This is a genomic window from Sedimenticola hydrogenitrophicus (assembly GCF_025175675.1).
GTDB classification, from domain to species: Bacteria; Pseudomonadota; Gammaproteobacteria; order Chromatiales; family Chromatiaceae; genus Sedimenticola; species Sedimenticola hydrogenitrophicus.
The window spans coordinates 12,125-36,397 of sequence record NZ_JANIOA010000039.1; the positions used below are offsets into that span (position 1 = coordinate 12,125).

General features: G+C 64.4%; 21 protein-coding genes. 13 read left to right on the forward strand and 8 right to left on the reverse strand.

The window, feature by feature from the left end:
- Nucleotides 1-281: 281 nt before the first annotated feature.
- The 3 genes from NPX02_RS17120 to NPX02_RS17130 all read right to left on the reverse strand — a co-directional run bounded on the left by NPX02_RS17120 (nucleotide 282) and on the right by NPX02_RS17130 (nucleotide 3,292).
- A complete protein-coding gene (locus tag NPX02_RS17120) occupies nucleotides 282-758 on the reverse strand; it encodes a Smg family protein (RefSeq protein ID WP_260295035.1) in 477 nt (158 codons plus the stop codon).
- Nucleotides 759-848: 90 nt separating this feature from the next.
- Entirely contained in the window at nucleotides 849-2,036 is a 1,188-nt protein-coding gene (gene dprA, locus NPX02_RS17125; RefSeq protein ID WP_260295036.1) for a DNA-processing protein DprA, read from the reverse strand.
- A gap of 218 nt (nucleotides 2,037-2,254) precedes the next feature.
- On the reverse strand, nucleotides 2,255-3,292 hold the full coding sequence (locus tag NPX02_RS17130; RefSeq protein WP_260295037.1) for a LysM peptidoglycan-binding domain-containing protein: 1,038 nt from the start codon (nucleotides 3,290-3,292) through the stop codon (nucleotides 2,255-2,257).
- Between the two features lie 132 nt (nucleotides 3,293-3,424).
- Here NPX02_RS17130 and def point away from each other — a divergent pair, with 132 nt between their 5' ends.
- The 11 genes from def to glcF all read left to right on the forward strand — a co-directional run bounded on the left by def (nucleotide 3,425) and on the right by glcF (nucleotide 17,311).
- Nucleotides 3,425-3,952 carry a peptide deformylase gene (gene def / locus NPX02_RS17135; RefSeq protein ID WP_260295038.1) on the forward strand — a complete coding sequence of 176 codons (528 nt, stop codon included), beginning with the start codon at nucleotides 3,425-3,427 and terminating at the stop codon, nucleotides 3,950-3,952.
- 88 nt (nucleotides 3,953-4,040) lie between these two features.
- Entirely contained in the window at nucleotides 4,041-4,979 is a 939-nt protein-coding gene (gene fmt / locus NPX02_RS17140) for a methionyl-tRNA formyltransferase (protein WP_335342596.1), read from the forward strand.
- 24 nt (nucleotides 4,980-5,003) lie between these two features.
- Nucleotides 5,004-6,308: a 16S rRNA (cytosine(967)-C(5))-methyltransferase RsmB gene (gene rsmB / locus NPX02_RS17145; protein WP_260295039.1), complete on the forward strand. Its 1,305-nt coding sequence runs from the start codon at nucleotides 5,004-5,006 to the stop codon at nucleotides 6,306-6,308.
- Between the two features lie 48 nt (nucleotides 6,309-6,356).
- Nucleotides 6,357-6,911 (forward strand): DUF4390 domain-containing protein, encoded by a 555-nt coding sequence (locus tag NPX02_RS17150; RefSeq protein WP_260295040.1) that lies wholly within the window; start codon nucleotides 6,357-6,359, stop codon nucleotides 6,909-6,911.
- Complete coding sequence (locus tag NPX02_RS17155) at nucleotides 6,893-9,124, forward strand: sensor histidine kinase (protein ID WP_260295041.1); 2,232 nt, start codon at nucleotides 6,893-6,895, stop codon at nucleotides 9,122-9,124. Before NPX02_RS17150 ends, NPX02_RS17155 begins: the two co-directional genes overlap by 19 nt.
- Nucleotides 9,121-10,494, forward strand: a complete 1,374-nt coding sequence (locus tag NPX02_RS17160) for a sigma-54-dependent transcriptional regulator (RefSeq protein ID WP_260295042.1) — start codon at nucleotides 9,121-9,123, stop codon at nucleotides 10,492-10,494. The genes NPX02_RS17155 and NPX02_RS17160 overlap by 4 nt, the downstream gene beginning before the upstream one ends.
- Before the next feature lie 85 nt (nucleotides 10,495-10,579).
- Nucleotides 10,580-11,953 carry a Trk system potassium transporter TrkA gene (gene trkA, locus NPX02_RS17165; protein ID WP_260295043.1) on the forward strand — a complete coding sequence of 458 codons (1,374 nt, stop codon included), beginning with the start codon at nucleotides 10,580-10,582 and terminating at the stop codon, nucleotides 11,951-11,953.
- Between the two features lie 67 nt (nucleotides 11,954-12,020).
- Complete coding sequence (locus NPX02_RS17170) at nucleotides 12,021-13,472, forward strand: TrkH family potassium uptake protein (RefSeq protein WP_260295044.1); 1,452 nt, start codon at nucleotides 12,021-12,023, stop codon at nucleotides 13,470-13,472.
- A gap of 8 nt (nucleotides 13,473-13,480) precedes the next feature.
- On the forward strand, nucleotides 13,481-15,010 hold the full coding sequence (locus tag NPX02_RS17175; RefSeq protein ID WP_260295045.1) for an FAD-linked oxidase C-terminal domain-containing protein: 1,530 nt from the start codon (nucleotides 13,481-13,483) through the stop codon (nucleotides 15,008-15,010).
- A 1-nt stretch (nucleotide 15,011) separates the two neighbouring features.
- Nucleotides 15,012-16,094: a glycolate oxidase subunit GlcE gene (gene glcE / locus NPX02_RS17180; RefSeq protein ID WP_260295046.1), complete on the forward strand. Its 1,083-nt coding sequence runs from the start codon at nucleotides 15,012-15,014 to the stop codon at nucleotides 16,092-16,094.
- Complete coding sequence (glcF, locus tag NPX02_RS17185) at nucleotides 16,094-17,311, forward strand: glycolate oxidase subunit GlcF (protein ID WP_260295047.1); 1,218 nt, start codon at nucleotides 16,094-16,096, stop codon at nucleotides 17,309-17,311. The genes glcE and glcF overlap by 1 nt, the downstream gene beginning before the upstream one ends.
- A gap of 285 nt (nucleotides 17,312-17,596) precedes the next feature.
- Here the strand turns inward: glcF and NPX02_RS17190 are convergent, their stop codons facing one another.
- From NPX02_RS17190 to NPX02_RS17210, 5 genes are all read right to left on the reverse strand, one after another.
- Nucleotides 17,597-17,995, reverse strand: a complete 399-nt coding sequence (locus tag NPX02_RS17190) for a response regulator (protein ID WP_260295048.1) — start codon at nucleotides 17,993-17,995, stop codon at nucleotides 17,597-17,599.
- Between the two features lie 5 nt (nucleotides 17,996-18,000).
- Nucleotides 18,001-18,534, reverse strand: a complete 534-nt coding sequence (locus NPX02_RS17195; protein WP_260295049.1) for a sigma-70 family RNA polymerase sigma factor — start codon at nucleotides 18,532-18,534, stop codon at nucleotides 18,001-18,003.
- A 291-nt stretch (nucleotides 18,535-18,825) separates the two neighbouring features.
- Complete coding sequence (locus tag NPX02_RS17200; RefSeq protein ID WP_260295050.1) at nucleotides 18,826-20,193, reverse strand: sigma-54-dependent transcriptional regulator; 1,368 nt, start codon at nucleotides 20,191-20,193, stop codon at nucleotides 18,826-18,828.
- 48 nt (nucleotides 20,194-20,241) lie between these two features.
- The gene (locus tag NPX02_RS17205; RefSeq protein WP_260295063.1) at nucleotides 20,242-20,625 is read right to left on the reverse strand and encodes a DUF423 domain-containing protein; all 384 of its coding nucleotides are present in this window, start codon (nucleotides 20,623-20,625) and stop codon (nucleotides 20,242-20,244) included.
- A gap of 5 nt (nucleotides 20,626-20,630) precedes the next feature.
- Nucleotides 20,631-21,185 carry a hypothetical protein gene (locus NPX02_RS17210; RefSeq protein ID WP_418067348.1) on the reverse strand — a complete coding sequence of 185 codons (555 nt, stop codon included), beginning with the start codon at nucleotides 21,183-21,185 and terminating at the stop codon, nucleotides 20,631-20,633.
- A gap of 383 nt (nucleotides 21,186-21,568) precedes the next feature.
- Between NPX02_RS17210 and aprB the strand changes: the two genes are divergently transcribed.
- Nucleotides 21,569-22,036, forward strand: a complete 468-nt coding sequence (gene aprB / locus NPX02_RS17215) for an adenylyl-sulfate reductase subunit beta (protein WP_260295052.1) — start codon at nucleotides 21,569-21,571, stop codon at nucleotides 22,034-22,036.
- A 56-nt stretch (nucleotides 22,037-22,092) separates the two neighbouring features.
- On the forward strand, nucleotides 22,093-24,090 hold the full coding sequence (gene aprA / locus NPX02_RS17220; protein WP_260295053.1) for an adenylyl-sulfate reductase subunit alpha: 1,998 nt from the start codon (nucleotides 22,093-22,095) through the stop codon (nucleotides 24,088-24,090).
- Nucleotides 24,091-24,273 lie beyond the last annotated feature (183 nt).

The window sequence follows — 24,273 nt, forward strand, 5'->3', positions numbered from 1 at the left end:
GGATCGGATCGGTTCGGTTGTTTAAAGTTGTCAGCTAAATTTATCAATGCAGACAGAGGATGGTCTGTCCGCGAGCATTCAGCAGTAAGAAAATTGTCAGTCTGACGGACCCAAACGGGTTATTAGGCGATTGCCGGATATGAACATCCTGGATTGCGTAGGATTTTCGTTTCCCTGCAAGGCGCCCCAGGCGAGCATAGTCGGACTATGTGATGCCTGGGGCAACGCCGCAGGGGGACGAAAAGACCAGCAAGCCGGGATGTTCATTGACAGAAATCGCCTTAGTGCAGATAGGCAGGGATGTCGTTGTACACCAACTCTTCCATCTGTGCAAAAGCGCTCTCCTGGCCCGGTTGGTTGATCAACACCATCAGTACGACCCACTTGATCTCTTCGACCCCGATGGTAGGGGTGCCCAGGGCGATGGCCCGGTCGATCACCAGCTCACGCCCTGCCGGTTCAAGGATGGCGTTCTGTTCCAGGAACATCAGCAGGCCGCGTGAATCGGTATCGATGCGGCGCTGCTCATCCGCGGTGTAGATGCGCATGGCGCCCTGGGGCTGGTGGTGGAAGTTATCCGGCGTCTGCCGTTCGGCCAGTTCGTCCATCCATTGGAAGGCCTTATCGACCTCCTGCTCGGGAAAGCCGGCCTGGATCAGTTCATCATGGATCTGGCCCTGGTCGGAAATAGAGTCCTGATCACTGTCCATGTAGTTCTCATAGAGGTAGATCAGGATATCGACTACGTTTTCGTTCATGCTGCGTCCTTCACTGGGAGCCTGTCGGTCAAGCCGACAGACTCCTGGCAATGCCAATAAATGCCGGTAAAATCTGGGAAAATCTGCAAACTATTGGGGTTCGGTGCCCATCTTTCCGGTTCGACTATAACGTCCGCCGGGCGCAGCTGAGACAAAACCTTCAAGCTCAAGTAGCAGAAGCATGGAGGAAACCGCGTCCGCGGTCAATCCGCTGCGCTGAATCAGCAGATCCACCGGTGCTGGATCAAAATCCAGGGCCGCCATCAGTTGTTGGTACTCCTGGTCCCATTTCCTCGGCTCGGGTTCGACCGGATCCGCCGCTTGCGTGGCTGCCGCGACCAGGCTGCCGAGCAGTGGTCCCAGCTCCTCCAGGATGTCTTCCGCCGTCTCCACCAGTTTGGCCCCCTGGCGGATCAGCGCATGGCAACCGCGGGCCAGCGGGTTGTGGATGGAGCCCGGTATGGCGAATACCTCCCGCCCCTGGTCCGTGGCCAGCCGTGCGGTGATCAGTGAGCCGCTCTTCTGCGCCGCCTCTACCACCAGGGTGCCGATACTGAGGCCACTGATGATGCGGTTGCGGCGCGGGAAATTGGCCGGCAGCGGCGGGGTGCCGGGCGGCAGTTCCGAGATCAGCGCGCCTTGTTCGGCAATTCGGTGGGCGAGGTCGCGGTGGCTGGCGGGATAGACCCGGTCCAGGCCGGTGCCGGTGACCGCCAGGGTGGGCGTGTCGGTCCGCAACGCGCCGCGGTGGGCCGCGCCATCGATACCCGCGGCCAGCCCGCTGGTGATCACCAGGCCGGCTTGGGCCAGAAAGCGGGCGAAATCCATGGCGGTCTGCTGGCCGCTCGGGGTCGGGTTCCTGGAGCCGACGATTGCCAGTTGTGCCATCTCCAGGATTGACGGGTCGCCCTGAACGAACAGCAGGGGAGGCGGGTCTTCGATCTCCTTGAGCAGTGCCGGATAGCGGGCGTCCCGCAGGGTGAGGAGGGTGCGGTCGTCCCCCTCCAGCCAGCGCAGGTCCCGTTCCACCCGATCCCAGTCCGGGGCGCGCAACCAGGCGATGCTCTCCGGCCGAAGTCCGTTGTGGGCGGGATGCTGGGCGCCGAACAGGGGGTAGGGATCCCCGCCGCTGAAGCCCAGCAAGCGGTTGATACCGCGGCTGCCGAGTCCCGGGGTGTGCAGCAGCGCCAGCCAGTAAGCGGGGTCGGCCGCCGGATGTTCGCAGTTCCCTTCCCTGGTCTGCCGAGTGACCGGGTCACTCTTCTCCTGAATGGACATCGGCGCGTGAAAATCCTCGGTAAGTCCTGAGTATGGCTTTCAATAGTCGTTTAGTTATCCAGGCCCGGTCAAGAAGAAACCACGGATGGACACGGATTCACACAGATCAGGAGATGAAGATTCCGAATCCGTGTTATCTGTGTGAATCCGTGGTTCTCCAGGCTCCTGGAGACACTGATGCTGAGCCCCGCCAAATTCAGTATTGCTGAATCATCCCCTTAGGGGTTATGCACCCGGTCCAGCACGTGAATGGCGCGGCTGGCCTTCATGATCAGGGCGAAACTGACCCGGTCGAAGGTGCGGAACACCATCAGGGTGCCGGCCGGCTCGTCCGGCAGGGTCACGGTCTCCCCGGCGGTCTTGGAGACGACGTCCCGAATGGTCTCGCCCCGGTGGTCGATGGTCAGGACGCTGCCGGGCTCAAGGCCGTCACTGGCGCCACGGTCCAGGACCACCACATTGAACTGGCCGATCTGGGTGACCCCGTTGAGCACCGAGATGATGCTGCCGTTGACCTCCTGCTTGGGCGCGGCAGGGAAGAAGGTGTTCAGCGGGGTGTCCGCTACCACCGGCAACAGGCGGTCGCCCTTGACGGTCTCCAGCTCCATGTTGCTGAGCATCAGGGTGGCCGGGTCGCCGGGCTGCAGCAGATCGCTGCTGCTGATGTAGAGCGCCTCGTAACCGAGGATTTCACCGGTCTCGGCGTCCTTGTAGGCGTCGCCTGGCCGAACCACATCAAATTTTCTGTTGTCTGTAGTGTCGATGGCGCGGACATAGGCCTTGACGTCATTGCTGCCGAGAATGTGCTCTTCGGCGAAGGCGACCACGTACGGGGCACTGTCCAGCTGATCCTGATCCATGACATAGGGACGGGTGAGGAACTGGTGGATGGCATCGATCGGGATGGCCGGGATGGCGCCATCCAGCGGCGTGGAACGGATCTGGGGCGAGAGCTGCACCAGCGAACCACGTTCCAGACCCAGACGCAGCTGCCCGTTTACATAGGTCATTGTGATAATATCACCGGGGTAGATCAGGTGCGGGTTGGCGATCTGCGGATTGACATACCAGACATCGGGCCAGAGCCAGGGATCCCGCAGGAAGCGTCCGGCGATATCCCACAGGGTGTCCCCCTTGACCACCACGTACCGGTCGGGGTGGTCGGGATTGACGGCGACCGGTTCGGCAGCCAGTGCGCCCCAGGAGATGAGCAGGCCAAATACCAGGCAGGCGAGCTTGTTGCTAGACGTAGACATGGCGATCCCTTTGCGTTGACTGTTGGTTCCGGATGACCAGTAAATCCGGCCGGATGGGTGGCCCAGAATCCTGTATCATCATAATGTTAGCGAATTATTCTAGCTTTGTACTATAGATTGACGGAAAACCCAATGGCAATTCTGAACATACTCCATTTTCCCGACCCCAGATTGCGTAATAAAGCACAGGTTGTGAAAACTTTTGACGCTGATTTGCGCAAACTGGCCGCCGATATGCTGGAAACCATGTACCAGGCCCCCGGTATCGGCCTGGCGTCGATTCAGGTGAACGACCCGCGCCGGCTGGTGGTGATCGATGTCTCGGAAAATCATGATGACCCGCTCTGCCTGGTCAATCCGGTGATCCTGGAGAAGCACGGCGAACACAAGATGGACGAGGGCTGTCTGTCGGTGCCCGGGGTGTTTGAACCGGTCGTCAGGGCGACCGATATCAAGGTGCGGGCGCAGAATCTGGACGGCGAGGCCATCGAATTTGAGGCGGACGACCTGCTGGCGGTCTGTATCCAGCATGAACTGGACCACCTGGAGGGTAAGCTGTTCATCGACAACCTGTCCAATCTGAAGAGGCAGCGGATCCGCAAGAAGCTGGAAAAAGAGAGCCGGCAGGAGCATCCGGATGCGGTCGGCCAAGCGCTTTGAGCCGCTTTGAATGGAGCCGCCACGGTTTCCGTACGCTCCGTGATTCCCGTCGTGACGGCCTGAGCGGCCACGAGAATCGAGAATAATAATGAGTGACGCGCTGAAGATCATATTTGCCGGAACCCCCGAGTTCTCGGTCCCCCCGCTACATGCACTGATCCGCTCTCCCCACCAGGTGGTGGCGGTCTACAGCCAGCCCGACCGGCCGGCCGGGCGCGGCCGCAAACTGACTGCCAGTCCGGTCAAGCGGCTGGCACTGGAACATGCCATCCCGGTGTATCAGCCGAATAACTTCCGTGCGGCGGAGGACCTGGCCGCCCTGGAGGCGCTGCAGGCCGATCTGATGGTAGTGGTGGCCTACGGCCTGATCCTGCCGCAGCGGGTGCTGGATGCACCACGGCTGGGCTGCATCAACATCCACGCCTCGCTGCTGCCGCGCTGGCGCGGCGCGGCACCGATCCAGCGCGCGGTGCTGGCCGGCGACGAACGCACCGGGATCACCATCATGGAGATGGAGGCCGGGCTGGATACCGGGCCGATGCTGCTGAAGCGGGAACTGGCGATCGGCGTGGACGAGACCGGCGGCGCCCTGCACGACCGGCTCTCCGAGCTGGGGGCCGAGGCGCTGATGGCGGCGCTGCCGGGTATTGCCGAGGGCACCCTGGAGGCGGAGCCCCAGGACGAGGCGCTGGCCAACTACGCCGGCAAGCTGGAGAAGGCGGAGTCCACCCTGGAGTGGAGCCGGGATGCGCGGGCGCTGGACCGTCAGGTGCGCGCCTTCAACCCCTGGCCGGTGGCGCAGACCCGGATGGCGGGCGAGGTGCTGCGTATCTGGGAGAGTACGCCGCTGCCCGGCCCGGTGGCGGCCGCGCCGGGGACCGTGGTGGCCTGTGGCCGCGACGGCATCGATGTAGCTACCGGGGAGGGGCTGTTGCGCATCCGTTCGCTGCAGTTGCCGGGCAAGCGGGCCATGAGTGCCGCCGACTTCCTCAATGCCCATGATCCGCAAGGGGTGATACTTGGTTAATCCGCCACCAGTACAGTCAAGCTTATGAAAGCCGCCGCCCTAGGCAACCCGCGCGTGGTGGCGGCGCAGCTGTTGCGCCAACTGGCCGCCGGCCGCTCGATCTCCGATCTGCTCGAACCGGGACTGGATGCGGTCGCGCCGCGCGACCGCGGGCTGGTGCAGGAGTTCTGCTTCGGAGTGGCGCGCTGGCGCCCGCGGCTGGAGCGGATCGCCGGGCAACTGCTGAGCAAACCGATCAAGCCCAGGGAGGGGGAGGTGCAGGCGCTGATCCTGCTCGGTCTCTACCAACTGATCTATATGCGGGTGGCGCCCCACGCCGCGGTGGCGGAGACGGTGGAGGCGGCCCGGCTGCTGGGCAAAACCTGGGCGGTGGGGCTGATCAACGCCCTGCTGCGCCGCTTCCAGCGCGAGCGCGAGGCGCTGCTGGCGGCCGCGGATGCCGACCCCCTCAGCCGCTACGCCGTGCCCGGCTGGCTGTACCAGCGTATCCGCCGCGATTGGCCCGACCACTGGGAGGCGATCCTGCAGGCGACCAACGAACATCCGCCCATGAGCCTGCGGGTCAATCTGGCGGCCAACAGCCGGGAACAGTACCTGGCGCTGCTGGCGGCGTCGAATATCGAGGCGACCCCCATTCCCCGGGTGCCCTCCGGCCTGATCCTGGGGAAACCGATGGATGCGACGGAACTGCCCGGGTTTGCCGAGGGCCGGGTCTCGGTGCAGGACGGCGGGGCGCAACTGGCGGCGCCGCTGCTGGATCTGCGGCCCGGCCAGCTGGTGCTGGACGCCTGCGCCGCGCCGGGCGGCAAGTCGGGGCATATCCTGGAATCGGCGCCGGTCCGGCTCACCGCCATGGACCTGGAGCCGCGCCGCCTGGAGCGGGTGCGCCAGAACCTGGCGCGGCTGGGGGTGACGGCCGAGATCGTGCCGGGGGATGCGGCCGATCCGCGGGGTGACTGGGGCGCCCGGCAATACGACCGCATCCTGCTGGACGTACCCTGTTCGGCCACCGGGGTGATGCGTCGCCATCCCGATATCAAGCTGTTACGCCGGGAAGGGGACATTGCCGCCCTGGTGCGGACCCAGGGGCATATCCTGCAGGCCGTCTGGCCGCTGCTGAAGCCGGGTGGCCGGCTGCTGTATGCCACCTGTTCGCTGTTGGCGGAAGAGAATGAGGGTCAGGTGGCGCGTTTCCTCGCCCAGACCGCGGACGCCCGTGAACGGCCGATCGAGGCGGAGTTGGGGCACCCCCGTGCGCCGGGCCGGCAGACCCTGCCTGGTGAAGCGACCATGGATGGTTTCTACTATGCCTGTCTGGAGAAAATCTAGGAGCGTATGCATTACTCTCAATCACATGTCGGGTCACAAGCCGGACCCGTGCGGACCGTCGTCAGGCTGCTCCTGCTGTGTGCCGCCCTGACCCTCAGTCTGCCGGCGCTGGCGGAGGCGTTCGAGGTGGAGGGGCTGACGGCGCATGAGGTGGAAGGGGTCTACCTGATGGAGGCCAGCATCCGTTACCGGTTCAGCGACGAGCCGCTGGAGGCGCTGGAGAGCGGGGTACCGCTGACCCTGGAGGTGCATATCCAGCTGCGCCGCGAGGGCGCCTGGATCTGGGAGGCGGATCTGGTGGACGCCCGGCTGCGCTACCGGATCCTGTACCAGGCGTTGCACGGCCTCTATCAGGTGACCGATCTCGCCAGCGGCACCCAGCAGTACTTCGCCACCCGCGAGGCGGCCTTCACCGCCCTGGGCCGGGTGCGGGATGTGCAGCTGATACGGGTGGAGAAACTGCAGCGGGGCGAGACCTACCGGCTGTCCCTCAGGTCCAGCCTGGACATCGAGGCGCTGCCCTTGCCGCTGCGGCCCCTGGCCTACCTGAGCCCGGCGTGGAATCTGTCCAGTGAGTGGAGCCTATGGCGCCTGCAGCCCTGAAACGACTGACCAGCGGGGCGCTGCCGGTGGTCTTGCTGCTGGCGGTAGTGCTGGTCTCGCTGCACCTGATGAGCGGCGCCCTGCAGAACACCGAGGAGCTGAGCCGGCTGTTCATCCCGCTGCTGGTCACCAGCGTACTCGGCCTGTTTGCCATGGTGATCGTGGTCAGCTTCAATATTGTCCGGCTGATCACCCGCTACCGCCGCCAGGCGGCCGGCTCGCGGCTGGCGCTGCGCCTGGTGGTGGTATTCGTGGCGCTGTCGCTGGCCCCGGTGACGGTGGTCTATTACTACTCCCAGCAGTTTCTGCTCAAGGGCATCGACAGCTGGTTCGATGTGCATATCGACCAGTCCATGGAGGATGCCCTCAGCCTGGGCCGGGCCTCCCTGGATCTGCACAAACTGGAGCGCCTGAAGGTGGCTCAACTGCTGCTGGAAGAGCTGTCCGGCTCCTCGGTGGCCGGCCTCAGTCTTAGCCTGGAGGATCTGCGCGAGCAGTTCGGCGCCAGCGAGCTGGTGCTGATGGATGCCAACGGCAGGCCGATCGCCAGCGTCAACGCCGACCCCAGTATCCTGCTCACCAGCCGGTTGGATGGGGCGATGCTGCAGCAGATCCGCTCCGGCGAGGACTACGTCGGGGTGGAGCCGAACCCGAACGTGGAGGGGCAGCTGGAGGTGCGTGCCGTGGTCGCGGATCAGATCCGCGGCCGGCTGCTGCTGGCGCGTTTTCCCATCTCCCGTTCCATCGCCGATCTTACCGTCAAGGTGGAGGGGAGCTACAGCCGTTACAAGGAGCTGGCGTTCCTGCGCAAGAGCCTGAAGAGCACCTTCACCCTGGCGCTGGTGATGGTGCTGCTGTTCAGCCTGCTGGCGGCGATCTGGGCCGCCTTCTTCACCGCCCGGCGTCTGGTCAGGCCGGTGGCCGGTATTGCCGAGGGCACCCGCGAGGTGGCGGAGGGTAACTATGGCCTGCAGCTGCCGCTGCCGAAGGCGCGCGACGAACTCGGTTTCCTGGTGGATTCGTTCAACTCGATGTCGCGGCGCATCGCCCACTCCCGCGACGAGACGGCGCGCACCCAGCGCCAGGTGGAGGCGCAGCGCACCTACCTGGAGACGGTGCTGGGGCGCCTCTCCTCGGGAGTGATGTCCCTCGATGCGGCCGGTCACCTGCGCACCGCCAACCAGGCGGCGGGGGAGATCCTGAAAGTGGATCTGTCGCGGATGCTGGGCGAGGATGCCGACGCCCTGGCCGAGGTGTCTCCGCGCCTGCGCCAGTTCATTGAGGCGGTACGCGGGCCGGTGGAGCAGGAGCAGCGCGACTGGCGCGGCCAGATCACCCTGATCGGCGGTGAAGGGCGCCAGGTGCTGCTGTGCCGCGGCACCCCGCTGGCCCAGCCGGACGACGAGTCGATGGGCTATGGCCTGGTGTTCGACGACATCACCAACCTGCTCAAGGCGCAGCGCGATGCCGCCTGGGGCGAGGTGGCGCGGCGTCTGGCCCACGAGATCAAGAACCCGCTGACGCCGATCCAGCTCTCGGCGGAGCGGTTGCGGCACAAATACCTGAAGAAGATGCAGGGCAAGGATGCCGATGTGCTGGACCGGGCCACCCACACCATTGTCTCCCAGGTCGAGGCGATGAAGGAGATGGTCAACGCCTTCTCCGACTATGCCCGGCCCTCGCGCATCGATCCGCAGCCGGTACACCTGGACGGCCTGGTTCAGGAGGTGCTGGACCTGTACCGCAGCGCCGGCCTGAGCTCCGGCCTGGTGATCCACCTGGGGGCGGGCGAGACCCGGGTCGAGGCGGACCCGGTGCGGCTGCGCCAGGTGGTGCACAACCTGGTGAAAAATGCCCAGGAAGCGGTCAGCGGGGAAAAAAATCCGCGGATCAAGGTCAGCACAGCATTGAAAATGGTCAATGATTGTGGCTTTGTCCAGTTGGAAGTGGTGGACAACGGCCCCGGGTTCGATGCCGAGATCCTGGCCCACCTGTTTGAACCCTATGTCACCACCAAGGCCCGGGGGACCGGGCTGGGCCTGGCGGTGGTGAAGAAGATCGCCGAAGAGCATGGTGGTACCATCTGGGCGGAAAACCGCCCGCAGGGGGGCGCCAGCGTGATCCTGAGACTTCCCACTATCGGCGCGGAACCGCCCCATGCAGACCGTATCGAGCGGTATGCCGGACCCAATGCGAGGAGCAGAACCCCATGAGCAGCGCACCCCATATCCTGGTGGTGGACGACGAACCGGATATCCGCAGCCTGGTCAAGGAGATCCTCGAGGACGAGGCCTACGACGTGGTGATGGCCGAGGACGGCGCCAGCGCGCGCAAGGCGCTACGTGACCGGCGTCCCGACCTGGTGCTGCTGGATATCTGGATGCCGGACGTGGACGGCATCTCGCTGCTCAAGGAGTGGTCGGACGGGGACGACGGCCTGCCCTGTCCGGTGATCATGATGTCCGGTCACGGCACGGTGGAGACGGCGGTGGAGGCGACCCGCCTGGGCGCCTACGATTTCCTGGAGAAACCGCTCTCGCTGGCCAAGCTGCTGCTCACCGTGGAGCGGGCACTGGAGGTGGACAAGCTGCAGCAGGAGAACATCGGGCTGCGCCGCCACACCCAGCATGTGGTGGAACCCACCGGGCGCAGCGCGGTGATCCAGCGGCTGCGGGAACAGGTGAAGCGGATCGCCCAGCACGACACCTGGGTGCTGATCAGCGGCGAGCCCGGCTCCGGGCGCGAGACCTTCGCCCGCTATCTGCACTCGCAGAGCGTGCGCCGCGACCGGCCGTTCATCGATGTCGGTGTCTCCTCCATCGCCCGCGGCAACTCCGCGCGCGAGCTGTTCGGCAGTGAACAGGGCGGGCAGATCCATTACGGGGCGCTGGAGCAGGCGCGTGGCGGCACCCTGTTCCTGGACGAGGTGGCGGACATGGATATCGAGGCCCAGACCCAGCTCCTCGGGGCGCTGGACGGCGGCGCCTTTCTCCGCGTCGGCGGTTCCGAGCCGGTGCAGATCGACGTGCGTATCGTCGCCGCCACGCAGAAGAACCTGCAGGACGAGGTGCAGGCCGGCCGCTTCCGCGAGGACCTGTTCTACCACCTCAACGTGGTGCCGCTGCACATCCCGCCGCTGCGCGAGCACCGCGAGGATGTGCCGGAGCTGCTCGCCTACTACGTGGACAGCTACGTGGCCCACGAGAAGCTGCCGTACCGCCGCTTCGACGTGCGCGCGCAGAACTTCCTGCGTAATCACAGCTGGCATGGCAATATCCGTGAACTGAAGAACCTGGTGCAGCGCCTGCTGATCCTCGGCGCCGGTGACGAGATCACCCAGGATGAGGTGGAGGCGGCGTTGGGCAGTGTCGGCCTGGCGCTGGAGAGCGGGGCGCGCTTCCCGGTCTCCTTCGACCAGCCGCTGCGCCAGGCGCGGGAGGCGTTCGAGAAGGCTTACCTGGAATATCAGTTGGAGAAACACGCCGGCAATGTGAGCCAGATCGCCCAGGCGTCGGGTATGGAGCGCACCCACCTCTACCGGAAACTGAAGACGCTGGGCATTGATGTGAAGGACAAACGGTAATAAGCTCGCCGCTTTGTGCCGGACAGTGTGCAGACTGGCCGCGGCGGCGAATCGACTCAACCCGGACAGAATCAGAACAGAAACAATGAAAATAATCATCCTAGGCGCCGGGCAGGTGGGGACATCGGTGGCCAACAACCTGGCCTCCGAGGCCAACGACATCACGGTGGTCGACCAGAACCCCGAGCTGCTGCGGGAACTGCAGGACCGGCTCGATCTGGGGACCGTGCAGGGACACGCGGCGCACCCGGAGGTGCTGATGCGTGCCGGCGCCGAGGATGCCGACCTGATCCTCGCCGTGACCAACAGCGACGAGACCAACATGGTCGCCTGCCAGGTGGCCTACAGCCTGTTCCGCACCCCCACCAAGATCGCCCGGGTACGCGCCCTCGGCTATACCAAATACCCCCAGCTGTTCTCCCCCGAGGCGATGCCGATCGACGTGCTGATCAGCCCCGAGCAGCTGGTCACCGACTACATCATGCGCCTGATCGAGAACCCCGGTGCCCTGCAGGTACTGGACTTCGCCGGTGGCCGGGTGCGCCTGGTGGCGGTGCGCGCCTATTACGGCGGCCCACTGGTGGGCCACGAGCTGCGCACCCTGTATGACCACATGCCCAATATCGAGGCGCGGGTGGCCGCCATCTACCGCCAGGGGCGGGCGATCCAGCCGGAGGGCGACACCGTCATCGAGGCCGATGACGAGGTCTTCTTCGTCGCCGCCAAGGAGAACATCCGCGCGGTGATGAGCGAACTGCGGCGCCTGGACAAGCCGTTCAAGCGCCTGATCTTCGCCGGCGGCGGCAATATCGGCATGCGCCTGGCCCACGCCCTGGAGCGCGACTACCAGGTCAAGCTGATCGAACGCGACCGGCGGCGCGCCCAGAAGGTGGCCGAGGAGCTGCCCAAGACCATCGTGCTGCACGGCGACGTGGCCGACGAGGATCTGCTCCTGGAGGAGAATATCGAGGGCACCGACGTGTTCTGCGCCGTCACCAACGACGACGAGGCCAACATCCTCTCCGCCATGCTGGCCAAACGCCTGGGGGCGCGCAAGGTGATGGCCCTGATCAACCGCGCCGCCTACGTGGACATGGTGCAGAGCGGGCCGATCGACATCGCCATCTCGCCCCAGCAGGCCACCATCGGCAGCCTGCTGACCCATGTGCGGCGCGGCGATGTGGTGATGGTGCACTCGTTGCGGCGCGGCGCGGCCGAGGCGATCGAGGCGGTGGCCCACGGTGATCCCAGCTCCTCCAAGGTGGTGGGCCGGGCGATCGAGGAGATCAAGCTGCCGCGCGGTACCAACATCGGCGCCGTGGTGCGCGGCGACGAGGTGCTGATCGCCCACCACGACACGGTGATCGAGTCCGAGGATCACGTCATCCTGTTCCTGGTGGACAAGCGCCAGATCCCTGAGGTCGAGCGGCTGTTCCAGGTGGGTATCACATTCCTATGAAGGGGGTGCCCCGGGACGATTCGCAGGCCACCGGCGGCGGCGCCGGCCGGCGGGGTGACTGAGCGCCATGCAGTTCAGCGCCATTCAACGCATCCTCGGGATCCTGCTGATGGTGTTCAGCGCCACCATGCTGCCGCCGCTGCTGGTGTCGCTCTGGTACGACGACGGCGCCTACACCTCGTTTCTTATCGCCTTCATCATCATTCTCATGGTCGGCGCCGTCTCCTGGGTCACGGTACCGGACCAGAAGCGCGAGTTGCGGCTGCGCGACGGGTTCATGGTGGTGGTGCTGTTCTGGAGCGTGCTCGGCATCGCCGGTTCGCTCCCCTTCACCCTCACGGTCGATCCCCAGATGTCCCTCACCGACGCTGTATTCGAGTCGATCTCCGGTCTCACCACCACCGGATCCACGGTGATCATCGGCCTCGACGAGCTGCCACCGTCGATCCTCTATTACCGGCAGCAGCTGCAGTGGCTGGGCGGCATGGGCATCGTCGTGCTGGCGGTGGCGGTACTGCCGATGCTCGGCATCGGCGGTATGCAGCTGTATCGCGCCGAGACCCCGGGGCCGATGAAGGATACCAAGCTGACGCCGCGCATCACCGAGACCGCAAAGGCGCTCTGGTACATCTACCTCGGGCTGACCCTCGCCTGCACCCTGGCCTACTGGGCCGCGGGCATGAGCCTGTTCGATGCCATCGGTCACTCCTTCTCCACCATCGCCATCGGCGGCTTCTCCACCCATGACGCCAGCATAGGCTATTTCGACAGTACCCTGATCGAGATGGTGGCGGTGCTGTTCATGCTGCTCTCCGGGGCCAACTTCGCCCTGCACTTCATCGCCGTCAACCGGCGTAGTCCGCGTATCTACCTGCTGGACAGCGAGTTCCGCTTCTATCTGCAGGTACTGCTGTTCGTGGCCCTGGTGGTGATGTTGGCCCTGTACAGCACCGGCACCTATCCGGACTGGGGCGAGGCCTTCACCAAGGGGCTGTTTCAGGCGGTCTCCATCGGCACCACCGCCGGCTTCACCACCGCCGACTACTCGCTCTGGCCCGGATTCATCGCCATCGTGCTATTGTTCACCAGCTTCATCGGCGGCTGCGCCGGCTCCACCGGCGGCGGCATCAAGGTGATCCGCTTCCTGCTGCTGATCAAGCAGGGGCTGCGCGAGATCACCCGGCTGGTCCATCCCAGTGCCCAGATCCCGATCCGGGTTGGCGCCAAGACCATCACCCCGCGGGTGGTGGAGGCGGTGTGGGGCTTCTTCGCCCTCTACGTGGCCAGCTTTACCCTCATGTACCTGGCACTGGCGCTCACCGGCCTGGACCTGATGACCGCCTTCTCGGCGGTCGCCGCCTCGATCAACAATCTGGGACCGGGACTGGCCGCGGTGGGGACCAGCTACACCGACCTCAACGATCCGGCCAAATGGATCCTCTGCTTTGCTATGCTGTTAGGGCGACTGGAGATCTTCACCCTGCTGGTGCTGTTGTCACCGGCCTACTGGCGAAAGTAGTGACCCCCATGGACCATACCCCCAGAGTCAACCCAAGCGTCGACAAGCCGGGCCTGATCAGGGCGCTACGGCAGATCCTGCCGGCGCAGCGGATCCTGCATGAGCGGGAGGCGCTGCGCCCCTACGAGTGCGACGGGCTCTCCGCCTACCGTCAAGTGCCCCTGCTGGTGGTGCTGCCCGACGATGCCGAACAGGTGCGGCAGGTGATGCAGTGCTGCCACGAGCGCGGCGTGCCGGTGGTGGCGCGGGGGGCGGCGACCGGGCTCTCCGGGGGCGCCCTGCCGCTGGCCGACGGCGTGCTGCTGAGCCTGGCCCGGCTCAACCGGACCCTGCATATCGACCCGCTCAACCGCACCGCCCGGGTGCAGCCCGGGGTGCGCAACCTGGCCATCTCCCAGGCGGTGGAGGGCCTGGGGCTCTATTATGCCCCCGATCCCTCGTCGCAGATCGCCTGCACCATCGGCGGCAACGTGGCGGAGAACTCCGGCGGGGTGCACTGCCTCAAGTACGGCCTCACGGTGCATAATGTGCTGCAACTGAAGCTGGTGACCGCCACGGGCGAGCTGGTTACCCTGGGGGCCGAGGCGTTGGACGCCCCGGGCTTCGACTTGCCGGCGCTGCTGATCGGCTCCGAGGGGATGCTCGGTATTGTGGTCGAGGTGCTGGTGAAACTGTTGCCGACACCCGAACGCGCCCAGGTGCTGCTGGCCGCCTTCGATGATGTCAGCAAGGCGGCCAACGCGGTGGGGGACGTGATCGCCGCCGGCATCATCCCGGCCGGCCTGGAGATGATGGACGGCCTGGCGATCCGCGCCGCCGAGGATTTCGTGCATGCCGGCTATCCGGTGGATGCCGCGGCGATTTTGCTATGCGAGTTGGACGGCGCCAACGAGGAGGTCTCCGCCCACCTGGCCCGGGTGCGCCAGCAGCTGCTCGACTCCGGGGCCACCGAGGTGCGCACGGCCGAGAATGAGGAGCAGCGGGCGCTGTTCTGGAAGGGGCGCAAGTCGGCCTTTCCGGCGGTGGGACGCATCTCGCCCGATTACTACTGCATGGACGGCACGGTGCCGCGCAAGCGTCTGGCCGAGGTACTGCTGGAGACCAGCCGCTTGTCGGAACACTACCAGCTGCCGGTGGCCAATGTGTTCCACGCCGGCGATGGCAACCTGCATCCGCTGATCCTGTACGATGCCAACCGCCCGGGCGAACTGAAGCGGGCCGAGGATCTCGGTGCCGAGATTCTCGAGCTGTGCGTGCGGGTCGGCGGCACCATTACCGGCGAACACGGGGTGGGGCATGAGAAGATCCACCAGATGTGCGTGCAGTTCAGCGCCGCCGAACTGGCCCAGTTCCATGCGGTGAAACGGGCCTTCGATCCGCACGGCCTGCTCAACCCCGGCAAGGCGGTCCCCCAGCCGCGCCACTGTTCCGAGTACAAGGCGCTGGGCAGCGATACCCTGACCCCGCCCAGTGCTCGGGATCAGCGCGCGCGGGATCAGGACGAGCAGGATCAGGACGTCAGGGATCACGGGGCATAGCATGGAAATCGCAGCCAACGACATCAGTCAGACCCTGTGTCAGAGCGTGGCCGAGGCGGCCGGACTCGGGCGGCCGCTGCAGCTGTGCGGTTCCGGCAGCAAGGGGTTTTTCGGGCGCCGGGCGACCGGTACGCCGCTGGAGCTGACCGCCCACCGGGGGGTGATCAATTACGAACCGCGCGAGCTGGTCATCACGGTCCGCGCCGGCACCCGGCTGGCCGAGCTGGAGGCGCTGCTGGCTGCCGAGGGGCAGATGCTGGCGTTCGAGCCGCCCCATTTCGGGCCGTCCGCCACTCTGGGCGGCAGCGCCGCCTGCGGCCTGTCGGGGCCGCGCCGACCCTATGCCGGCGCGCTACGGGACTTTGTCCTCGGGGTTACCCTGATCAACGGCCGCGGCGAACGGTTGCGTTTCGGCGGCGAGGTGATGAAGAATGTGGCCGGCTACGATCTCTCCCGGCTGATGGTGGGGGCCATGGGTAGCCTCGGGCTGTTGCTGGATGTCAGCCTGAAGGTGCTGCCGCTGCCGGAGACGGAGCGCACCCTGGTGCAGGCGTGCACGGAAGCGCAGGCCATCGAACGGATGAACCGGCTGGCCGGGACGCCGCTGCCGCTGAGCGGCGCGGTCTATGACGGCCTGCAACTCTATCTGCGGCTGTCCGGTTCCGCGCCGGGCGTCAGGGCCGCGCAAACCCAACTGGGTGGCGAGGTGCTGGCGGATGGGGCGGGCTTCTGGCGGCGGGTGCGCGAGCTGGAGCATCCCTTTTTCGACAACGATCGGCCGCTCTGGCGGCTTTCGATCGCCCCCGGTGCGCCCCCCCTGGGCCTGCCGGGCAAGCAGTTCATCGACTGGGGCGGCGCCCAGCGCTGGCTGCTTGTCGAGCAGCCGACCGAGCAATTGGCCGAGCGGCTGCGTGAGGTCGCCGTTCAGCACGGCGGTCATGCCCAGCTGTTTCGTGGTGGCGATAGAAACGGGGCGGTCAACCACCCGTTACCCGGACCGCTGATGCAGCTGCATCAACAGTTAAAGCTGGCCTTCGATCCCCAGGGGATCTTCAACCCGGGCCGGCTCTATCCGGAGTTCTGATGCAGACCAACCTGCTGCCAAGCTATCTCGACACGCCCCACGGCCGGGAGGCGGATGCCATCCTCAGGAGCTGCGTGCACTGCGGTTTCTGCACCGCCACCTGCCCCACCTATCAGCTGCTGGGCGATGAGCTGGACAGTCCCCGGGGACGCATCTACCTGATCAAACAGGTGCTGGAAGGGGAGCCGGTGAGCGAACGGACCCAGCGCCATCTGGATCGCTGTCTCACCTGCCGCTCCTGCGAGACCACCTGCCCCTCCGGGGTGCGTTATGGGCGTCTGCTGGATATCGGCCGCGGCGTGGTGGAGCGGCAGGTCGGGCGCTCCGCGTTCGCCGGTGCCGTGCGCTGGGGTCTGCGCCAGGTGCTGCCTTACCCGCAACGCTTCGCCCTGCTGCTCGGGCTGGGGCAACGGCTGCGGCCGCTGCTGCCGGCGAAACTGCGCCGGAAGCTGCCAGCCCGGGTCGCGCCGTCGTCCCGACCCCCGACGCGGCACGCCCGGACCCTGCTGGTGCTGGAGGGGTGCGCCCAGTCCGTGGCCACACCCAATACCAACGCGGCCGCGGCCCGGGTGCTGGACCGGCTCGGCATCTCCCTGATCGCCCCCGCCGCCCAGGGCTGTTGCGGTGCGGTCAGCCAACACCTGGCGGCGGAGCACGAGGCGGCCGGCTTCATGCGGCGCAATATCGACGCCTGGTGGCCGCATATCGAGGCCGGGGCCGAGGCGATCCTGATCAGCGCCAGCGGTTGCGGCACCCAGGTCAAGGAGTACGGCGCGCTGCTGCGCCACGATCCGGCCTACGCCGGGAAGGCGCAACGGGTCTCCGAACTGGCCCGGGACCTGTGCGAGGTGCTGGAGGCGGAACCGCTGGAGGATCTGTTCCTCCCCCGGCGCGGCCGGCGGATCGCCTATCACTCCCCCTGCTCGCTGCAGCACGGCCAGCAGCTGGCCGAGCGGGTGGAGGCGATCCTGACCCGCCTCGGTTTCGAGCTGACCCCGGTGGCCGACAGCCACCTCTGCTGCGGCTCCGCCGGGACCTATTCGATCCTGCAGTCCGAGCTCTCGCAACAGCTGCTGAACAACAAGCTGGCGGCGCTGCAGGCGGGGAAGCCGGAGTTGATCGTCTCGGCCAATGTGGGGTGTCAGCTGCACCTGCAGAGCGGCACGAGTCGGTCCGTGCGGCACTGGATCGAACTGCTGGACGAGGCGATCGACTGAGGCCGACACCTGGCAGCCTAGGGCTACCCTTTACCCACAAATGCCGATGAACACGTGTGTAGGATGGGTGGAGGCGCGCGCCACCGTTGTTGGAGGCTGTCCGTGGCGGCTGGGCGGCGCCGTAACCCTTCTTCGGATGCGGATGCAGGTGCGCGATGGGTTGCGCGCCGGAGAGGGAGCCAGCGGAGAGTTCATGGGGGCGCTCCACCCATCCTACGCCCGAATGCAGTCCGGCCCACTTATGGGTAAAGGGCAGGCCCTATAGCCGGGATTTACCCTGGTCTTTTAGGACGGGACGCCACCGCCAGGATGCGGGGTGCAACTTGCCGGCCACTCGGCATCGGACTGGAACAGCCGGTGCAGCCGCTGGGCGCTGACCGGCTTGGCTTGGAAGCGGCAGCACGGCTGGTCGCATTCCAGGGCGGTGACAAAGCCGCTGCAGAGGATGATGCGCATGGCCGGATTGAGGGCCCGCAGCCGCTCCACCAGCTCCATGCCGCAACCGTCCGGCAGGTTGTAATCCAGCAGCCCCAGGTCCACCTGGCCCGTCTCGGCAGCGGCGATCGCGGCCGTGCAGCAGTCGGTCGCGGTGACCCGGTAGCCCAGGTCTTCAAACTCCCAGGTGAGCATCTGCCGCAGGGAGCGGTTGTCTTCCACGATGAGCAGATGTTGTGCGGGGTTCATCCGATTCAGGCGACCAAGGCTTGTTTTAGTTTATTGCGTGCCCGGAACAGCCGGGTGCCGACGCCCGCCGAGCTGAGGCCCAGTTTCTCGGCGATCTCCTTCTGAGAATAGCCTCCTATGACCTGATGCACCAGGGGTTCGCGATACTCTGCCGGCAGCTCCTCTATCGCCCGGCGCAGTACGAAGGCCTCGGTGGAGGTGTCATAGTAGTTGTCGTTCGACTCCAGGGTCTCCAGCGGGATATCCGACTCCTGCAGCTGCTTGCGTTCGAAGCGACGGGCATTTTCGCGTCGCAGGATAGTGAACAACCAGCCCTTGGCCGCTTGCGGATTCTGCAGGTGGTGGAGCGATTTCCAGGCCCGCAGCAGGGTCTCCTGGACCAGATCCTCGGCGGTATGTTTGTCACCGGCCAGCCAGTGGGCGTAACGCTGCAGGTCCTGGGCGTAGCGGCGGGCCAGTGCGTTGAACTGGCGGTGGTCGTCGCGGCCGGTCTGGGCAGTGGTGTCATTCCAGGTTTGTAGCAGGGCGAGATTGCTCATTGTGATTCCTTGCATGGGTTGTAAATGGTTGCTTGCAAGGAGTAGAGCAGGAGTCGTGCCATGTTTGTAACATATTGAAATGTAAGTAATTATACCTATTTTCCAGGAGAATTTTTGTAACGAAGTGTTGTAACGAAACGTTAAACGTAACGATTTGATTTGGCCCGGTCCCGGGTCCCTGTTCCCTAACGTTTTTGGTAGGGGCAACCCCCTGTGGTTGCCCTTGTGGTCATGGGGCATCGGCCCGGGCAGACACGGGGGCCTGGCCCTACGATCGAATTCCGCGAGTCCTTAGGGAAGGGTCAGGTCGTACTTTTTGATCTTGCGGTCCAGGGCGGGACGGGAGATGCCCAGTATCTCGCAGCTGTTGCCTTTGTGGCCCCGGGTATACTCCAGCACGCGCTGGATATGCTCCGCTTCCACCTGATCCAGGGTCCGCTCCACCGGGGTGCCGGCGCCGGTGTTGGCGGAGGTGGCCTGGGGGCCGGGTTGATTCGACTGCGGGAACAGCAGCAGATCGGGTGTGAGGACATCGGTCCTGGCATGCACCAGCGCCTGGGTCAGCAGGTTTTCCAATTCGCGCACGTTACCCGGCCAGTCGTAGGCCTTGAGCGCGGCCAGGGTGGCGTCGGTGAGTTGCGCGACCGGTTTGTGGATTTTGCGGGCGATCCGTTCCACCAGCGCCTCGGCCAGCAGCTGGATATCCTCCAACCGCTCGCGCAACGGTGGCAAGTGAATGGAGATTACCTTCAGCCGGTAGGCCAGATCCTCGCGGAAGCGCCGAGCCGCCACCTCGGCGAACAGATCGCGGTGGGTGGCGGCGATGATGCGTGCATTGGTGCGGAGCTGCTGACTGCCGCCGACCCGCTCGAAGGTCTGCTCCTGCAGTACCCGTAACAGTTTCGCCTGTAGTGCGGGAGCCAGTTCGCCGATCTCGTCCAGAAACAGGGTACCGTCCTGGGCCAGCTCGAACCTGCCCTGCTTGCGCTCGCTGGCGCCGGTAAAGGCCCCCTTCTCGTGGCCGAACAGCTCGCTCTCCAGCAGGGTGTCGACGATGGCGGCGCAGTTGATGGCAACAAAGGGACCCGGCACCCCGGAGTGGTTGTGGATCAGCCGGGCCACCACCTCCTTGCCGGTGCCGGATTCGCCGGTGATCAGCACGGTGGCGTTGCTGCCGGCGCTGAGGGCGATCTCCTTGCTCACCTGCAGCATCGCCTCACCGCGGCCGATCAGCTCCTGGTGGCTCTTCGGTTCCGGACGTTCGGACTGCAGCGCCTTCACCTCGCGCGCCAGGCGCTGGTTCTCCAGCACCCGCTCCACCACATGCCGCAGCTCGCCGAGTTTGATCGGCTTGTGGATGAAATCCACCGCCCCCAGCTTGATCGCCTCGATGGCCAGCTCCAGGTCGTGCTGGCCGGTAATCATGATCACGCACTGGTTCAGTGACTCCTCGCCGATCTGGCGCAACAGGTCGATGCCCTGTCCGTCCGGCAACTTCTGATCCAGCAGCAGCAGATCGTAGGCGGCCGCCCTGATCCGCTCGAGTCCCTCGTCACAGCGCGCGGTTCCCTCCACCACGAAGCCCTGCTCCTCGAAATGGAGCTGCAGCATCTGGTTCAGGGAGGCGTCGTCTTCAATGATCAGCAATCGGGTGGTCATGGCGCTTAGCATAACCCAAAGTAACGGAGGCGTGTCGTCTGTGGGGTGTCAGGAGGGCAGCCGGTAGATGGCGTAAGCCAGGGTGGCCCAGCCGGCCAGCAGACAGAGCCCGCCAAACGGGGTGACCAGACCCAGCACCCGGATGCCGCTCAGGGCCATCAGGTAGAGGCTGCCGGAGAACAGCAGGATGCCCGCCAGCATCAGCCAGCCGCTCCGTGTGATCCATCGGTCAGCGGGGAAGCGGAGTGCCAGCAGTCCGACGGCCAGCAGCGCCAGCGTGTGCAGCCCCTGATACTGCACCCCGGTCTGCCAGACGGTCAGCATCCGGCCCGACAGGGTGTCGCCCAGGGCATGGGCGCCGAACGCCCCCAGGGCCACGGTGACAAATCCGCTGACGGCGGCGCACAGCAGCAGCGGCCGGGTCCGGGTCATGGCGTTCAATGGGACTGGTTCCGGCCCAGTTCGGCAAGGATATCCAGGGTCAGCTGGCGGGTCTGCTCATTCATCCCCTTGCACAGTTTGTCGGCATCGCGCTCGCCGTTGATCAGCGGGCGGATCACCGCCGCCAGCCGCGCCATCGGGCCGCCGGCGCGGCGCATCTGCTCTGCCATCTCGGAGATCAGGGTCAGGGCCTCCACATTGCCGCTACCGGCGGCCTGGATCATCCCGGCCAGCCCGGGGGCGGCGAGGGCGGGTTCCGGGCGGGCGCTGGGGTCTGGCAGGGTGGCGGGATCCTGCAGGCCGCGCAGGATCGCCTCGGCGATCACCTGGTCCTCCTCGTCCAGTCCCCTGAGGGCACCGAGTTCCCGTTGACCGTCTGTGAATTGTCTGATCACCCGGGTCAAAGTGTGCCAGCCGCTCGCCTCGGCCTGCTGCAACAACTGCTCCAGTGCGGCCCGGTTGTGGGGCTGCTGGGCCAGCTGCACCACCTGGCAGATAAAGGGGGCGTGCAGGGTAATGATCTGCTGATGTTTGGGGGGTAGATTTTTCATGACCGACAGGGTGTTAAATGACTTTGACCCACCATAACCGAGGTGCCGCGGCGGGTCCATCATCAAATGCTTATCCTGCGAATAAACAGGGTTTATGCCCCGCCCAAAACTATTGTTTGGCACTTTTATTAGCAAATCTTTATGTTGTCCCTCCTGATGTCTGGAATGCACTGACGCCGAAGTGGCGTTTATGTCCCGAATGGCTGGACCGAAAGGTCGCCATGAGATCAAGTCGCTGGTTTACGGACCCTGCAGGTCGTGGATCAACCAGAGAAAAATACCGAATTGAGCATCTTCCCGCGAGCCGGGTATCGACTCGAGAAAACGCCACTGATGTCAGGTGGTGATTTTAACACTGCAGTGAAACTAGGAGAATAAGTACCATGCCTACATTTGTGCGTACTGATAAGTGTGATGGCTGCAAGGGTCAGGACAAGACCGCTTGTATGTACATCTGCCCGCATAACCTGATGAAACTGGACATGGACGGCTCATTGACCGGTCATGCCATGAAGTCCTTCAACCAGGAGCCGGACCAGTGCTGGGAGTGTTACTCCTGCATCAAGATCTGCCCGCAGCAGGCCATTGAAGCGCGTCCCTATGCCGATATCGTACCGCTGGGCGCGTCCGTGCAGCCACTGCGTGGTACCGACTCGATCATGTGGACCATCAAGTTCCGCAACGGCACCATGAAGCGTTTCAAGTTCCCCATCCGCACCACCCCGGAAGGCTCTATCGATCCTTATGGTGGCAAGCCAGAGGCTGATATTTCCAAGATCGCCGAATCCGGCTTCTTCGTACAGTGCAACGGTTACCGCGCTGGCGATGCCAGCGAACTGATCAAGAAGTAAGCTGCGGCATAGCCGAACTGTATTTGTAAAGTTTTTAGAATAAAGAGGAAATTCAAATGGCTGGTGAATTCGGAAATCCTGAAGTCATCGAGGAAGAGGTAGACATCCTCATTATCGGTGGTGGTATGGGCGCCTGTGGTGCAGCTTATGAGATCGGCCCCTGGGTCGACGCTGCCAAGAAGCAGGGCGTGGATATCAAAGTCAAACTGGTCGACAAGGCCGCCATGGACCGTTCCGGTGCCGTGGCCCAGGGTCTGTCCGCCATCAACACCTACATCGGTTCCGAGCAGGATCCGGCGGACTACGCCCGTATGGTCTCCAACGACCTGATGGGTATCACCCGTGACGATCTGACCTACGACCTGGGCCGTCACGTGGACGAGTCTGTGCACCTGTTCGAGGAGTGGGGCCTGCCGATCTGGAAGACCGACGAGAACGGTGAGCGTTTCGACGGTTCCAAGGGCATGACCCCGCTGAAGGACGGCGGCAAGCCGGTCCGCTCCGGCAAGTGGCAGATCATGATCAACGGCGAATCCTACAAGTGGATCGTTGCCGAGGCCGCCAAGAAGGCCCTGGGTATCGAAAACATCCAGGAGCGCGTGTTCATCGTCAAGTTGGTCAACGACAAGAACGACAAGAACCGCGTTGCCGGTGCCGTCGGTTTCTCGGTGCGTGACCACAAGCTGTTCGTCTACAAGTTCAAGGCCTGCCTGCTGGTGGCCGGTGGTTGTGTCAACATCTTCCGTCCCCGTTCAGTCGGTGAGGGTCAGGGCCGTGCCTGGTATCCCGTATGGAATGCCGGTTCCACCTACTCCATGGCGGCCGAGGCCGGCGCTGAGCTGACCCTGATGGAAAACCGCTTCGTACCGACCCGTTTCAAAGACGGTTACGGTCCGGTCGGTGCCTGGTTCCTGCTGTTCAAATCCAAGGCCACCAACGCCTTCGGTGAAGTCTACATGGACCGCAACAAGGAGATGCTGGACGACTATCCTCCTTACGGTCAGGCCGCTGTACCGGCTTCCTGCCTGCGTAACCACCTGATGCTCAAAGAGATGCGTGAAGGTCGTGGTCCGATCTGGATGGACACCGTCACCGCTCTGGCCAACCTGCGTGAGACCCTGACCCCCCGTGAGGTCAAGCATCTCGAGGCAGAGGCCTGGGAAGACTTCCTGGATATGTGTATCGGCCAGTGCGGTATCTGGGCGGGTGAGAACGTCGAGCCGGAGAAGAAAAACTCCGAGCTGATGCCGACCGAACCGTACCTGCTGGGTTCACACTCCGGCTGCTGCGGCATCTGGGTCTCCGGTCCGACCGACGTGGGCGCGCCGACTGACGAGACCATGGACGGTGTGCCTGCACACCTGCCCAAGGGCTGGAACTGGGGCTACCGTGGCATGACCACCGTACAGGGTCTGTTCACCGCCGCCGACGGCGTGGGCGCCTCCGGCCACAAGTTCTCCTCCGGTTCACACGCCGAGGGTCGTATGTGCGCCAAGTCCATGGTGCAGTTTGTCATGGACAACCAGGGCTACACCCCCGAGCTGGAGACCAGCGTTGAGGATCTGGTGACGGAAATCTATCGTCCGGTACGTAACTTCCTGGAGTTCAAGGATTACACCACCGCGATTGACGTCAACCCCAACTACATCACTCCGCGTATGCTGCAGTTCCGTCTGCAGAAGATCATGGATGAGTACGTTGCCGGTGTTGCCACCTACTACACCACCAACGAGCACATGCTGGCGATTGCGGAAGAGAAGTTGGGCATGCTGAAGGAAGACTCCCTGAAGATGCGTGCGAAAGACCTGCACGAACTGCTTCGCGCCTGGGAGAACTACCACCGCATACTGACTGCCGAAGCGCACATGAAACACATTCAGTTCCGTCAGGAATCCCGTTATCCCGGTTTCTACTACCGCATGGATAAGAACTTCGTGGACGAGGAGAACTGGAAGTGCTTCGTGAACTCCATCTATGACAAGGAGACCAAGACCTGGACCTGCTTCAAGCGCGCCCATGTCGATCTGGTCGACAAGTCCAAGCTGTTCAAATAAGCCTTATTTGACAGCCTGATGGCAAGGAAGTCCGGGTGTCGCAAGGCGCCCGGACTTTTTTTATTTACAGGATCTTTCCATGGAAGGCCGGGAAAGGGGTTACTATAGCGAACAGGTCCGTAGGTTGGGGTGAGGAACGAACCCCAACATCGTAGCTGAAAAGAGTTGCGTTGGGGTTCCCCG

Bases quoted from the DNA above. Each gene is read 5' to 3' on its own strand.
- NPX02_RS17120 (WP_260295035.1), bottom strand. From the start codon at position 758: ATGAACGAAAACGTAGTCGATATCCTGATCTACCTCTATGAGAACTAC.
- dprA (WP_260295036.1), bottom strand. From the start codon at position 2,036: ATGTCCATTCAGGAGAAGAGTGACCCGGTCACTCGGCAGACCAGGGAA.
- NPX02_RS17130 (WP_260295037.1), bottom strand. From the start codon at position 3,292: ATGTCTACGTCTAGCAACAAGCTCGCCTGCCTGGTATTTGGCCTGCTC.
- def (WP_260295038.1), top strand. From the start codon at position 3,425: ATGGCAATTCTGAACATACTCCATTTTCCCGACCCCAGATTGCGTAAT.
- fmt (WP_335342596.1), top strand. From the start codon at position 4,041: ATGAGTGACGCGCTGAAGATCATATTTGCCGGAACCCCCGAGTTCTCG.
- rsmB (WP_260295039.1), top strand. From the start codon at position 5,004: ATGAAAGCCGCCGCCCTAGGCAACCCGCGCGTGGTGGCGGCGCAGCTG.
- NPX02_RS17155 (WP_260295041.1), top strand. From the start codon at position 6,893: ATGGCGCCTGCAGCCCTGAAACGACTGACCAGCGGGGCGCTGCCGGTG.
- NPX02_RS17160 (WP_260295042.1), top strand. From the start codon at position 9,121: ATGAGCAGCGCACCCCATATCCTGGTGGTGGACGACGAACCGGATATC.
- trkA (WP_260295043.1), top strand. From the start codon at position 10,580: ATGAAAATAATCATCCTAGGCGCCGGGCAGGTGGGGACATCGGTGGCC.
- NPX02_RS17170 (WP_260295044.1), top strand. From the start codon at position 12,021: ATGCAGTTCAGCGCCATTCAACGCATCCTCGGGATCCTGCTGATGGTG.
- NPX02_RS17175 (WP_260295045.1), top strand. From the start codon at position 13,481: ATGGACCATACCCCCAGAGTCAACCCAAGCGTCGACAAGCCGGGCCTG.
- glcE (WP_260295046.1), top strand. From the start codon at position 15,012: ATGGAAATCGCAGCCAACGACATCAGTCAGACCCTGTGTCAGAGCGTG.
- glcF (WP_260295047.1), top strand. From the start codon at position 16,094: ATGCAGACCAACCTGCTGCCAAGCTATCTCGACACGCCCCACGGCCGG.
- NPX02_RS17190 (WP_260295048.1), bottom strand. From the start codon at position 17,995: ATGAACCCCGCACAACATCTGCTCATCGTGGAAGACAACCGCTCCCTG.
- NPX02_RS17195 (WP_260295049.1), bottom strand. From the start codon at position 18,534: ATGAGCAATCTCGCCCTGCTACAAACCTGGAATGACACCACTGCCCAG.
- NPX02_RS17200 (WP_260295050.1), bottom strand. From the start codon at position 20,193: ATGACCACCCGATTGCTGATCATTGAAGACGACGCCTCCCTGAACCAG.
- NPX02_RS17205 (WP_260295063.1), bottom strand. From the start codon at position 20,625: ATGACCCGGACCCGGCCGCTGCTGCTGTGCGCCGCCGTCAGCGGATTT.
- NPX02_RS17210 (WP_418067348.1), bottom strand. From the start codon at position 21,185: ATGAAAAATCTACCCCCCAAACATCAGCAGATCATTACCCTGCACGCC.
- aprB (WP_260295052.1), top strand. From the start codon at position 21,569: ATGCCTACATTTGTGCGTACTGATAAGTGTGATGGCTGCAAGGGTCAG.
- aprA (WP_260295053.1), top strand. From the start codon at position 22,093: ATGGCTGGTGAATTCGGAAATCCTGAAGTCATCGAGGAAGAGGTAGAC.